The sequence below is a fragment of the Nocardia sp. NPDC005746 genome (assembly GCF_040630785.1).
Classification (GTDB): domain Bacteria; phylum Actinomycetota; class Actinomycetes; order Mycobacteriales; family Mycobacteriaceae; genus Nocardia.
Genome location: NZ_JBEXYE010000004.1, coordinates 1 through 12544, shown reverse-complemented (window position 1 = coordinate 12544; position 12544 = coordinate 1). Strand labels below are relative to the sequence as shown.

Here is a 12544-nt window from a genome sequence, read left to right as displayed (position 1 = left end):
GCCCCGAAGGCTGGGGGATAGCCGGAAGCTATGAAAAGTGCCGGGCAGGGCGTCGGTGGGTGACCTCGAGTCCCGGCATCGGTCCACGGCGTCGCCGTGTCGGCCCGCGGCATCTCCGTATCGGCCCACCGAGCGGCGAAACGCCCCCGCGATCATCGCGGGGGCGTTCCCGTTCACTGCGCGGCCGGACCGCTCAGTAGCTGTGCTCCGGGCCGGGGAACACCCCGCGCCGTACCTCGTCGGCGTAAGTGGCTGCGGCGGTACGCAATTGCCCGCCCACATCCGCGAACTGCTTGACGAACTTGGCGGTCTTGCCGCCGGTGTAGCCCACCATGTCCTGCCAGACCAGCACCTGCGCATCGCATTCCACGCCCGCGCCGATGCCGACGGTCGGAATGGTCAGCTTGCGGGTGACCTGCCCGGCCAGCTCGGCGGGCACCATCTCCATCACGACGGAGAAGGCCCCGGCCTCCTGCACCGCGATGGCGTCGGCGATGAGCTGCTCGGCCCCGTCGCCGCGGCCCTGCACCCGGAATCCGCCCAGCGTGTTGACGCTCTGCGGGGTGAACCCGATGTGCGCCATCACCGGAATGCCGGCGGCGGTCAGCGTGTGGATGGTGTCGGCCACGCGCTCGCCGCCCTCCAGCTTCACCGCGTGCGCCCCGGTCTCCTTCATGAACCGCACGGCCGTGGCCAGCGCCTGTTCGGGGGAGGACTCGTAGCTGCCGAACGGCAGGTCGGCCACGACCAGCGCGTGCGGAGCGCCCTTCACGACGCCGCGCACCAGCGGGATCAGTTCGTCGACGGTGATCGCCACGGTGGTGTCGTAGCCGTACACCACATTGGCGGCCGAGTCGCCGACCAGCAGGACCGGAATTCCGGCCTCTTCGAAGAGCCGAGCGGTGGAGTAGTCGTAGGCGGTGAGCATGGACCAGCGCTCGCCCGCCTGCTTCATCTGCTGCAGGTGCTGCACTCGCGTCTTCCGCCGCGCGGGAGTTGTCGGCGCCGAACCGTACACAGGGGTTTCCGCATCGGATACGGACATCATCGTCCCTTTCGTCGTTCCTCGAGGCCCGTGCCGGGTCCCCGGGTTGTTCTGACGTCCTCAGTCTGCCATTGCGGCCGCTCACCCCAGCGATGCAATTGCTCACATCTCAGCCGACCGGTCCCTTCGCCAGCTGGACGCGCTCCGACCGGTTCTGCCCGCTCGCGTCGGTCCATTTCAATGTGACGGTGTCGCCCGGGTGGTGTAGGTCCATGGTCGCGGTGAGGTCGGTGGCCGTGGTAATGGTGTGGTCGTCGAGGCCGGTGATGACGTCGCGGGCGACCATCCCGAGCTGATCGGCGGGCCCGCCCTGGACCACGCCCCGGATCTGCGCGCCGCCCCCGGCGGAGGTCACGGAGACGCCGATGAAGGCGGTGTCGCCGATGTGGATGCGGTCCGAGCCCTGGCCCGCCTGGATCTGCTTGGCCACCCCGGCGGCCTTGTTGATCGGGATGGCGAAGCCCTGACCGCCGCCGATGCTGAACCGGAACCCCTTGGACGCGGCGGTGTCCATGCCGATCACCTTGCCGGTCGCGTCGACGAGCGGGCCCCCGGAGTCGCCGGGTTCGATACTCGCGGCGACCTGGATGAGGCCGGTCAGCTGCTCGGAGCTGCCGGTGGCGTCGTCGCTGGCGGTGATGGACCGGTTCAGCGCGGTCACCGTGCCCTGGGCGGGAGTGGGCTCGCCGCGGCCGCCGGCGTTGCCGACACCCACCACGGGGTCGCCGACGGCCACCTTGTCGGAGTCGCCGAGCGGCGCGGTCTGCAATCCGGACGCCCCGGTCAGTTTGATGACGGCCATGTCCTCGCTGCGGTCGAACCCGACCACGGTGGCCTCGTAGGTCCGCCCGTTCCCGAGATCGGTCGCCGAGATCTTGGTCGCGCCCTCCACCACGTGATTGTTGGTGAGCACGATGCCGTCCGAGCCGAGCACGATGCCGGTCCCCGCGCCCTCGCCGTTCTGCAGCCCCAGCTCGGTGTCGATATCCACGATGCCCGGCACCACATTTCGCGCGGCCACGTCGAGATCGGCTGGCGCGGTGGTGAAGTCGATGGGCTGGCTCTTCGTCACCCCGCCCGGCGATTCCGCGATCGGCGCACCCGGCAGGGTCGAGGGCCCGCACGCGACCAGTCCCAGCGTGGCGGTCAGCGCGACCGCCGCCGCCGCGGCGATACGCAGCGCGCGGGGGCGGGATGAGCGGGTGGTGGACCGATTCGGCGAAAGTGGTTGTACGGACATGGCATCCCCTCGTGCGTAGAGCCCCCCGGTTCTCTCCCATTAAGCATGCGGTTTCTGAGAGCGGCCTGGGGACTTTCCGTGCGAACACCCACGGACCGGGGAGGACCCGCACCGAACCTCCACCATGGCCGAAACCGTGACATGGCACGATCGTGGGATGGCGTTGATGCGAACCGGCCGGGTCGTGCTCATGGCGACGGCGTTGGCGATGACCGCGGCTGCGTGCACCAGTGTGGTGGACGGCAATCCCACCGCGTCGGCACCGGTGGGGATGGAATCCTTCTACAACCAGACCCTGAACTGGGGCAGCTGCCGCGAGTACAGCGAAGACCAGATGCCGCGCGACGCCGAGTGCACCCGGGTGACCGTGCCGGTCGACTACGCCAATCCCGGCGGGACCACCGCCAAGATCGCCATCTCGCGGGTGAAGGCGAGCGGCGACAAGATCGGTTCGCTGCTGTTCAACCCCGGCGGACCGGGCGTGACCGGCCTGAGCATGGTCGCCCTCGGTGACAGTACCGCGCTGGCCGACCGCTTCGACCGGATCGGCTTCGATCCGCGCGGTATCGGCGCGTCGCAGCCCGCGATCAAATGCCGGACAGACGCCGAGAACGACGCCCAGCGCGCCGAGCCGAACTGGGACAACTCGCCCGCCGGCATCGCCGCGCTCGAGGCGGAGAACAAGGACTTCGCCGGCAAGTGCGTGGAGCGCACCGGCAAGGAGTTCCTCGGCCACGTCGGCACCCGCGAGGTCGTGCAGGACATGGACGTGATCCGGGCCGCGCTCGGCGACCCCAAGCTCAGCTATGTGGGCTACTCCTACGGCACCCGCCTGGGTTACGCCTACGCCGAGAAGTTCCCCGACAAGGTGCGCGCCCTGGTCCTCGACGGCGCGCTGGATCCGGAACAGGATCCGGTCAAGGAGTCGGTGGCGCAGGCAGCCAGCTTCCAGAAGGCGTTCGACGCCTACGCGGCGGACTGCGCGGCCAAGGAGAAGACCAACTGCCCGCTCGGCGACGACCCGGGTCAGGCCACCAAGAAGTTCCGCACCCTCGTCGACCCGCTGTGGGACAAGCCGGTGCCCACCCAGGACGGTCGCGGCCTGCACTACGGCGACGCCATCACCGGCGTCCAGCAGACCCTGTACTCCAACCGCTTGTGGCCCGCCCTCACCAAGGGCCTGCGCGAGCTGGCCCAGGGCAGCGGCGACACGCTGCTCGCGCTGGCCGACATGTACGACGGCCGTCACGACGACGGCACCTACGACAACAGCGCCGACGCCTTCAACTCCATCCGCTGCGTGGACGATCCGGCCGTCACCGACCGCGCCGTCGCCGCCAAGCAGGACGCCGACTACCGCCGCGTCGCGCCTTTCCTCGACGACGGTCACGGCAGCGATGCCGCCCCGCTGGAACTGTGCGCCATCTGGCCGGTCCCCAATACCAGCACCCCGCACAAGATTTCGATCCCGAACCTGCCCAAGGTCGTGGTGATCTCCACGACCGAGGATCCGGCCACCCCCTATCAGGCGGGCGTGAACCTGGCCCAGCAGCTCGGCGCCTCGCTCATCACCTTCAACGGGACACGCCACACGGTGTCGCTGTCCGGTGTGAAATGCGTCGACGACCCCGTCATCGACTATCTCGTGGACCTGAAGCAGCCCGCCCAGGGCCTCACCTGCTGATCGCTGACGCCCGGGCCGCGCGCCGGAATCTCCGCGCGGTTCGGGGTCGTCACTGCTGACAGTTCCGAGAGTTGAATCTGTCGGCGTATGTAACACGGATTTAACTCCGGGACCCTACGCTCGCGGTCATGGACCGTCAGAAGGAATTCGTGCTCCGGACGCTCGAAGAGCGGGACATCCGTTTCGTGCGTCTCTGGTTCACCGATGTCCTGGGATATCTCAAGTCCGTGGCGATCGCGCCCGCCGAGCTCGAGGGTGCGTTCGAGGAGGGTATCGGCTTCGACGGTTCGGCCATCGAGGGGTTTGCCCGGGTCTCCGAGGCCGACATGGTGGCCAAGCCGGATCCGTCCACCTTCCAGGTGCTGCCGTGGTCCACCTCGAAGGGCCACCAGCATTCGGCGCGCATGTTCTGCGATATCGCCATGCCCGACGGCTCGCCGTCGTGGGCCGACCCCCGGCACGTGCTGCGGCGTCAGCTCAACAAGGCCGGTGACCTGGGCTTCAGCTGCTACGTGCACCCCGAGATCGAGTTCTTCCTGCTCAAGCCCGGCCCGCACGACGGCACCTCGCCGATCCCGGCCGACAACGGCGGCTTCTTCGACCAGGCCGTGCACGACGAGGCCCCCAACTTCCGCCGCCACGCCATCGACTCGCTGGAGTCCATGGGCATCTCGGTGGAGTTCAGCCACCACGAGGGCGCGCCCGGCCAGCAGGAGATCGACCTGCGTTACGCCGACGCGCTGTCGATGGCCGACAACGTCATGACCTTCCGCTACCTGATCAAGGAAGTGGCCATCGACGAGGGCGTGCGCGCGAGCTTCATGCCCAAGCCGTTCGCCGACCACCCGGGTTCGGCCATGCACACCCACATGTCGCTGTTCGAGGGCGAGCAGAACGCCTTCGCCGACCCCGACGACCCGGACAACCTGTCGGAGACCGCGCGCGCCTTCATCGCGGGCATCCTCGAGCACGCGCACGAGATCTCCGCGATCACCAACCAGTGGGTGAACTCCTACAAGCGCCTCATCCACGGCGGCGAGGCCCCCACGGCCGCCTCCTGGGGTCGCTCGAATCGTTCTGCGCTGGTGCGCGTCCCGATGTACACCCCGAACAAGTCGGCGTCGCGTCGCGTCGAGATCCGCAGCCCTGACAGCGCCTGCAACCCGTACCTGGCCTTCGCGGTGCTGCTGGCCGCGGGCCTGCGCGGTATCGAGAAGGGCTACACGCTGCCGCCGGAGGCCGAGGACGACGTGTGGTCGCTGACCTCGGCCGAGCGTCGCGCCATGGGCTTCCGTGAGCTGCCCGCGTCGCTGGACGAGGCGCTCAAGGCGATGGAGAAGTCCGAACTGGTCGCCGAGACCCTGGGCGAGCACGTCTTCGACTTCTTCCTGCGCAACAAGCGCCGCGAATGGGCCGGTTACCGCGCCCAGGTGACGCCCTATGAGCTGAAGGAGTACCTGGGTCTCTGACCCCGGCGAAACACCCGAATCGGGCCGCAATCCTCGCGATTGCGGCCCTATTCGTGTCTCCCCCCCACCACTCTCATGCCCGGATCGGCACGTCACCACGGCCACTCGGCGGCGTCGCGGACTGGAGGCGGATTGGACACAGTGTCTGGTTTGGGCGGGATGGGTGACATGTCTGGTGGGCACGACCTGTAATTTGAAGGACATGGTTCGGCCTCCGACTGCTCGTTCCGCTGTGCCCGGTGTCGGGCGGCTCGGTCTGCTCGAGCCGTCGGCCGCCGCCTCTCTGCGAGAGTTGGCGTGGGACAACGTGGACAGTGTTCCCCTGCTGTGGGCGCTGTCGCGTTCCCCCGACGCCGATCTGGCGCTGTTGACGCTGATCCGGCTGCGCGAGCAACTCGGGAGCGATTGGGCGGCCGTGGATTCCGAACTGCGCCGCGACTCCGCGCTGCGCGGGCGGCTGTTCGCACTGATCGGCTCCTCCAGCGCCTTCGCCGACCACCTGGTGGCCGATCCGGGCGCGTGGCGGCTGCTGCGGCGGCCCACACTGCCCAGCCGCGCGGAAGTGCTGGCGGATCTGCTGGACGCCGTGCACGCCGTCCCGGAGAACGGGGCCGCGGCCGGGCCCATGATGTACCGGGCGGGGATCTCCGGGCCCGAAGCGATCGCCTTGCTGCGCAAGCGGTATCGCGATCAGCTCATGCTGCTGGCCGCCATCGACCTGGCCGCCACCGTCGAGAACGAACCGGTGCTGCCGTACCAGCAGGTGGGTCAGCACCTCACCGATCTGGCCGACGCCGCGCTCACCGCGGCGCTGTCGGTCGCGGTCGCGCGGGTGTGCCAGGACCGTGAGGTGCCGGTGCACCTGGCCGTCATCGCCATGGGCAAATGCGGTGCGCGGGAACTGAACTACGTCTCCGACGTGGATGTCATCTTCGTCGCCGAACCGGCCGATACCACCGCCACCCGGCTCGCCGCGGAGATGATGAGCGTGGGCAGCGCCGCGTTCTTCGAGATCGACGCCGCGCTGCGCCCCGAGGGCAAGGCGGGCGCGCTGGTCCGCACCCTGGACTCGCACATCGCGTACTACAAGCGGTGGGCGCGTACCTGGGAATTCCAGGCGCTGCTCAAGATGCGGCCCGCCACCGGCGATCTCGACCTCGGTCGCGAATACCAGAAGGCCCTCATGCCCATGGTGTGGGCGGCCAACGAGCGACCCGACTTCGTCGCCGACGTGCAGGCCATGCGCCGCCGTGTCGAGGACCTGGTGCCCGCCGATCTGCGCGAACGCGAGCTCAAACTCGGGCATGGCAGTCTGCGCGATGTCGAATTCGCCGTCCAGCTGCTGCAATTGGTGCACGGCAAGGCCGACGAGTCGCTGCACGTGCAGAGCACCGTGGAGGCGCTGGGCGCGCTGGCCGCGGGCGGCTACGTGGGCCGCGACGACGCCGCCAACCTCACCGCCTCCTACGAATTCCTGCGGCTGCTCGAACACCGGCTGCAGCTGCAGAAGCTCAAGCGCACCCACACCCTGCCCGCCCCCGAGGACGAGGAGGGCATGCGCTGGCTGGCGCGCGCCGCGCACATGCGTCCGGACGGCCGCCAGGACGCGGTCGGGGTGCTCACCAGCGAGATCAAACGCAACGCGGTGCGGGTGCGGCGGCTGCACGCCAAGCTCTTCTACCGCCCGCTGCTGGACTCGGTGGCGCGCATGGACGCCGCCCAGCTGCGCCTGAGCCCCGAGGCGGCCGTGCGGCAGCTGGCCGCGCTGGGCTACGTCGCCCCGGAGAACGCGCTCGGCCACCTCAAGGCGCTGACCGGTGAGGTCGGGCGCAAGGGTCGCATCCAGGCGCTGCTGCTGCCCACCCTGCTCGAATGGCTCGGCGAGACACCGAATCCCGACGCGGGCCTGCTCGCCTACCGGCGGGTGTCCGAGGGCCTCGACAACGAGATCTGGTTCCTGCGCGAACTGCGCGACGAAGGGGCCATCGCGCAACGGCTGATGATCGTGCTCGGCTCCTCGGCGTACCTGCCGGACCTGCTGATCAACGCGCCCGAGACCATCCGCATGTACGCCGACGGCCCCAACGGGCCGCTGCTGCTGGCCACCAAGCCCTCGGACGTGGCGCGCGGAATCCTGTCCGGGGCACGGCGTTACGACGATCCCAAGCGCGCGGTCGCCACGGCGCGCTCGCTGCGCCGGCACGAACTGGCCCGCGTGGCCTCCGCCGACGTACTCGGCATGCTCGACGTGCAGCAGGTGTGCGAGGCGCTGTCCTCGGTGTGGATCGCGACCCTGGAAGCCGCGCTGCAGGCCGTGATCCGGGCCAGTGAAGCCGAACTCGGCAGACCCGCGCCCGCGGACTTCGCCGTCATCGGCATGGGGAGGCTCGGCGGCATGGAACTGGGCTACGGCTCCGACGCCGACGTGCTGTTCGTCTGCGACCCGCGGCCCGGCGAGGATGAGACCGTCGCCGTGAAATGGGCTGTCGGCGTAGCCGAACAGGTGCAGCGCCTGCTCGGCGCGCCCAGCACCGACCCGCCGCTGCAGGTCGACGCCGGACTGCGCCCCGAGGGCCGCAACGGCGCGCTGGTCCGCACCCTGGCCGCGTACGCCGCCTACTACCAGCAGTGGGCGCAGCCGTGGGAAGTCCAGGCGCTGCTGCGCGCGCACCAGGTCGCGGGCGACCCCGAACTCGGAATCCGCTTCCTGCGCACCATCGATCCGGTCCGCTACCCCGAGGGCGGCATGTCACCGGAGGGTGTCCGCGAGATCCGCCGCATCAAGGCCCGCGTCGACTCCGAACGCCTCCCGCGCGGAGCCAACCCCGCCACCCACACCAAACTGGGCCGCGGCGGACTGGCCGACATCGAATGGACCGTCCAGCTCCTCCAGCTGCTGCACGCCCACGAGGTCCCCGACCTCCACAACACCTCCACCCTCCAGTCCCTCGACGCCATCGAGCGTGCCGAACTCATCGACACCGCCGACGCCGAACTCCTCCGCGACGCCTGGCTGACCGCCACCAAGGCCCGCAACGCCCTGGTCCTCGTCCGCGGCAAACCAGCCGACCAACTCCCCGGCCCGGGCACCCTCCTGTCGGCGGTGGCCCGCGTCGCGGGCTGGCCCAACGACGACGGCAGCGAATTCCTCGACCACTACATGCGCGTCACCCGCCGCGCGAAAACGGTGGTGGAGAGAGTCTTCGGCGGCGAATAGCACCATGAGGCATCAGTAGAAGTAGGGCAGCGGTAGGTTTCGCTGCCCCATCATCTCCTGGTACGAGAGATCCATCGCGATAACCGTGTCCAACGCCTCCCTGACCGCGAACAGGGCGTCCTCGAGACTTCCGCAGGTCAGCTCTGATTCCGCCTCCTCCAGCACGCCTCGCAGGATATGGAGGCTGTCGCCTTGGATGCTCAAACCGGGAAACCGGCGACCTTCCCACCTGACCAACGAATAGTTTCCCTGTACACCCAGTATCTGCGCCGGTTCATCCATGATCACCTTCTCTCTCTTACCCGGGATCGAAGGAACTCGCGAGTTGTCCGGAAGGTCGTCGATCCAGGGCCAGCCGGCTTGGCGGGCGATTCCCAGTAGCTGCCTGCGCGCGCTGCACGAACCGGGCCGGTGGCCATCGCCTTCGGTGCACAGCCGATGTGGCCACAGCATGATCTTCACGCTGTCGGAAGTCTGCATCGACGGCGTCAGCGGCAGTCGGTGATGGCTCACGCGAGATGTGGTCCAGGACAACATCCTCACCGCCCTACGTCCGCGACGCGGGGAACGACGAACCCCCACGCCATGACCCGGTCCGATGCCGCCCGCGGTGACGGTGCCCCGCCCGCCCGCTCGCCGGCGCCTCCACATACCTCGAACCGTCGAGACACAGTCGGAGAAACCGGGCCTCACCACCCGGATGCTCATCCCGGTAGAAACCCCACACGCTCCAGCCGATCACGGCCAGGCAGAGAGCGAGAATCGACAGCAGCGCCCATGTGTCCCAGAGCATTACGGCATCCCCTCGAATTGCGTGGTTCCCGAATGGCCTGATTCCCGAACAGCGTCGCGGGCGTTGTCGCTCGGCGCCGGTTCTCGGTACACCCAGAATGGCCGAAGAGAGCCGTTCACAGTGTGCTGCACGCGAATTACGATGGGTGCACACACTGTGCACGCTCAGGCTGTGCACGCTCATGGTGTGCATGCTCACCATGAGCGCGCACCGGTTCTGAGCAATCCGTAGATTGCGAGGCTAACTAACATGGCCGGATCAACGGTCTCCCGCAGGGCATTTGGAAACTTCTTGCGTCAGATGCGGGAAGGGGCGAAGAAGACTGCACTGGCAGCTGGACTGCACGCTGAAACCTCTCGCATGACCATCGTGCGGCTGGAAGACGGCATGCTCACGAAGATCACCACCATGCAGCTCGAAAGTCTGCTCACCTTCTATCAGGCAGACGAGGCAAGTCGGGCGGAGGCGCTGAGTCTCTGGCGAGAAGTCAGGGAGCAGGCAAAAGCCGATAAGTTGCAAGGCAATTCGAAGGGTTTCTGGCAGCCGTACGCGGATCAATTGCCTTCGCATTTTCCGCATTACCTGCGGCTCGAAGCGGCAGCCGATCGCATGACCACACATCAGCTCGTGCTGGTCCACGGTCTGTTGCAGACCGCTGATTATCGCCGGGCGGTCGCCAAGCTGGATGCGCCGGAGCTGTCGATTGTCGATACCGAGCGGCGGATCGAATTGATGGAGCGTCGGCAGATCCGGCTCGATAACCCAGCCTTCCAGTTGAAGGTCTTTCTGTCGGAGGCGGTCCTGCGGCATCGCCCCGCGGAACCCGCCGTGATGGCCGCTCAGCTGCGCTGGCTCGCGGAGGTGAGCGAGCGGGAAAACGTTGGTATCCGCGTCATTCCATTCGGAATCGGTCCCCACCGAGGCCTTGTGATGCAGTCATTCACCCTGCTGGATTTCGACAGCCTTCAGAGTCGCCTGCCCGAGCCGCCCGTCGTCTACCTCGAGGGCGCTGTAGGGGCCCTCTATCACGATCGAACCGACGTGATCGACCGCTATCGCGAGGCGATCGCCGCTCTGCAAACGGTAGCGTTGACTGAGGACGACACCAGGACCATGGTGCTCGAGGTGGCGAAGGAGTATGCGGCGTGAACAATCCGCCTGTCCGGCAGTGGTACAAGTCCACCCGAAGTGAAACCTCGAACCAGTGCGTCGAGGTCTACCAGGACGATGATCGTGTCGGTGTTCGCGACTCGAAGAATCCCGGTGGCCCGGAACTGTTCTTCGACGGCTCCGAGTGGGACGTCTTCCTCGGCAGTCGCATCTGGGACCGCTGACGCGGGGACGCGCGGCTCAGCCGAGTGGAATCCATTCCACGCCAACCTGTTCGATGTGGGCCGCCTCGTCCGCGGTCAGTGGCGTGCGGCCACTGGCCTTGGCGAGATAGGTCATGGGGTCCCAGCCCAGCGGAGCGAGGTCGTCGGGGTTGCCGGAGACCAGCAGCAGGGTGGTGACGATGGCGGCGGCCTCCGGGGTGGTCCAGGGGGTGCGGTCGAGAGCGGTAGCGAGGTCCAGACCGTGGAGGGCGAGTTCGGCCACGCGGGTGATGAGGAAGTCGGTGAGGCCCATGCCGATGTTCCAGCGGGTCATCAGTCGGCGGTCGTCGGGTTCGCGGCGGGCGGAGTCGTGGACCAGCGGCCAGGCGGCGTCGAGTGCGGCGACGACGGCTAGGCCGGAGGGGTAGGCGGTGGCGCTCCGCTGGGCGAGTGCCACGCGTTCGATATTGGCCTGCGCGTCGAAGATTCGCGGGTTGTAGTAGTTGACGGCGTTGAGGGGAGCCGTGGCCGGTTCGGGGACGGTCAGGCCGTCGGTCACGCGCTAGATCCCGGTGACCACGTGGGCGAGCAACTCGGTGACCGTCCACGGTGCGCAGGGTGTCGGCTTGGCGAATTCGATTTCGGAGAGCCCTGATGCCACGTGGACCAGTGCCTTCGCCTCCTGGCGGAACCCGGTAAGGATGTCATCTCTCCCCATGAGGACACCCTAGGTAGTGTCCTCAAAGCTAGTTCTGCTGATCTGCAAAGTTGCTGCAGCGGTTCTGATTTGATTGCCCGTGTGGTTCGCAGGCACGAGTTGACCGAGCAGCAGTGGCGGACGATCGAGGTCTTGCTGCCGGTATCCGGAGCGAAAGGCCGCCCCCGCGTGGATGACCGGCGGGTGATCAACGCGATGCTGTACAAGGCCAAGACCGGTGTGGCCTGGCGGGATCTGCCCGACCGGTACGGGCCGTGGCAGACGGTTTACAACCGGTTCTGGCGCTGGACCCGCAACGGCACCCTGGCCATGCTGGTCGAGCAGGTGCGTGTGATCGCCGACGCGGTCGACGAACTCGACCGGGAGGTATCGGTGGACTCCTCGCTCGTGCGTGCCCACCAGCACGCTGCCGGCGCGCGCGCACGCGTGGTTCACACAGGGGGACAACCAATCCGGCGAAGGGCACACCGAACCAGGTGATCATGCCATCGGCCGCTCACGCGGTGGCCCGACCACGAAAATTCATCTGGCCTGCGATCGGCTGGGCCGCCCGCTGGCGGTCGTGCTGACCGCGGGCAACATCAACGACTGCACCGTGTTTACCCGGGTGCTGGCCGGTATCCGAATGCCGCGGCCTGGCCGAGGCCGGCCCTGGACACGGCCGCGGCGAGTCCTGGCCGACAAGGGTTATTCCACCCGCGCCATCCGCGAGCACCTGCGTGGTCGCGGTATTGCCGCGACGATTCCCGAACGCATCGACCAGCAGGCCAACCGTCGTCGCCGAGGCAGAAACGGTGGCCGTCCACCGGTGTTCGACCCGATCGCCTATCGACGCCGCAACGTGGTCGAACGCTGCTTCAACCGGCTCAAACAGTACCGAGCGATCGCCACCCGCTACGACAAGACAGCAACCTCCTACCGAGGCATGCTCGACCTGGCCACCCTGCTCATATGGCTTTGAGGACAGGCCCTAGTGCCGCGTCAGGCAACGTTGGATAGGTAATCCGGTCGGCGGATCTTGGATCCGACTGCGAAGTCGCGGACGGGTCTGGCGTGCTGGTTGCG

The 12544-nt window shown here is 67.8% G+C and carries 8 protein-coding genes and 2 pseudogenes; 6 read left to right on the top strand and 4 right to left on the bottom strand.

Annotated elements, in window-relative coordinates; translation table 11 throughout:
- Positions 1 to 193: 193 nt before the first annotated feature.
- Positions 194 to 1045, bottom strand: a complete 852-nt coding sequence (panB, locus tag ABZ412_RS08900) for a 3-methyl-2-oxobutanoate hydroxymethyltransferase (RefSeq protein ID WP_357278204.1) — start codon at positions 1043 to 1045, stop codon at positions 194 to 196.
- Between the two features lie 109 nt (positions 1046 to 1154).
- A complete protein-coding gene (locus tag ABZ412_RS08895) occupies positions 1155 to 2285 on the bottom strand; it encodes a trypsin-like peptidase domain-containing protein (protein WP_357278202.1) in 1131 nt (376 codons plus the stop codon).
- Positions 2286 to 2493: 208 nt separating this feature from the next.
- Here ABZ412_RS08895 and ABZ412_RS08890 point away from each other — a divergent pair, with 208 nt between their 5' ends.
- The 3 genes from ABZ412_RS08890 to ABZ412_RS08880 all read left to right on the top strand — a co-directional run bounded on the left by ABZ412_RS08890 (position 2494) and on the right by ABZ412_RS08880 (position 8655).
- Complete coding sequence (locus ABZ412_RS08890) at positions 2494 to 3969, top strand: alpha/beta hydrolase (RefSeq protein WP_357278995.1); 1476 nt, start codon at positions 2494 to 2496, stop codon at positions 3967 to 3969.
- Between the two features lie 128 nt (positions 3970 to 4097).
- Positions 4098 to 5438: a glutamine synthetase family protein gene (locus tag ABZ412_RS08885; RefSeq protein ID WP_357278199.1), complete on the top strand. Its 1341-nt coding sequence runs from the start codon at positions 4098 to 4100 to the stop codon at positions 5436 to 5438.
- 202 nt (positions 5439 to 5640) lie between these two features.
- The gene (locus ABZ412_RS08880) at positions 5641 to 8655 is read left to right on the top strand and encodes a bifunctional [glutamine synthetase] adenylyltransferase/[glutamine synthetase]-adenylyl-L-tyrosine phosphorylase (protein WP_357278197.1); all 3015 of its coding nucleotides are present in this window, start codon (positions 5641 to 5643) and stop codon (positions 8653 to 8655) included.
- Positions 8656 to 8667: 12 nt separating this feature from the next.
- Here ABZ412_RS08880 and ABZ412_RS08875 read toward each other — a convergent pair whose 3' ends face one another.
- Complete coding sequence (locus tag ABZ412_RS08875) at positions 8668 to 9168, bottom strand: hypothetical protein (protein WP_357278194.1); 501 nt, start codon at positions 9166 to 9168, stop codon at positions 8668 to 8670.
- A gap of 529 nt (positions 9169 to 9697) precedes the next feature.
- Between ABZ412_RS08875 and ABZ412_RS08870 the strand changes: the two genes are divergently transcribed.
- Positions 9698 to 10597, top strand: a complete 900-nt coding sequence (locus ABZ412_RS08870; protein ID WP_357278192.1) for a helix-turn-helix transcriptional regulator — start codon at positions 9698 to 9700, stop codon at positions 10595 to 10597.
- On the top strand, positions 10594 to 10782 hold the full coding sequence (locus ABZ412_RS08865) for a DUF397 domain-containing protein (RefSeq protein WP_357278189.1): 189 nt from the start codon (positions 10594 to 10596) through the stop codon (positions 10780 to 10782). Before ABZ412_RS08870 ends, ABZ412_RS08865 begins: the two co-directional genes overlap by 4 nt.
- Positions 10783 to 10798: 16 nt before the next feature.
- Here the strand turns inward: ABZ412_RS08865 and ABZ412_RS08860 are convergent.
- Positions 10799 to 11479, bottom strand: a pseudogene (locus tag ABZ412_RS08860) (maleylpyruvate isomerase N-terminal domain-containing protein).
- Positions 11480 to 11548: 69 nt separating this feature from the next.
- Between ABZ412_RS08860 and ABZ412_RS08855 the strand changes: the two are divergent.
- A pseudogene (locus ABZ412_RS08855) lies at positions 11549 to 12440 on the top strand (IS5 family transposase).
- The last annotated feature ends 104 nt before the right edge of the window (positions 12441 to 12544 follow it).

Excerpts from the sequence above, each read along its gene's own strand:
- panB (WP_357278204.1), bottom strand. The coding sequence starts at position 1,045 with ATGTCCGTATCCGATGCGGAAACCCCTGTGTACGGTTCGGCGCCGACA.
- ABZ412_RS08895 (WP_357278202.1), bottom strand. The coding sequence starts at position 2,285 with ATGTCCGTACAACCACTTTCGCCGAATCGGTCCACCACCCGCTCATCC.
- ABZ412_RS08890 (WP_357278995.1), top strand. The coding sequence starts at position 2,494 with ATGACCGCGGCTGCGTGCACCAGTGTGGTGGACGGCAATCCCACCGCG.
- ABZ412_RS08885 (WP_357278199.1), top strand. The coding sequence starts at position 4,098 with ATGGACCGTCAGAAGGAATTCGTGCTCCGGACGCTCGAAGAGCGGGAC.
- ABZ412_RS08880 (WP_357278197.1), top strand. The coding sequence starts at position 5,641 with ATGGTTCGGCCTCCGACTGCTCGTTCCGCTGTGCCCGGTGTCGGGCGG.
- ABZ412_RS08870 (WP_357278192.1), top strand. The coding sequence starts at position 9,698 with ATGGCCGGATCAACGGTCTCCCGCAGGGCATTTGGAAACTTCTTGCGT.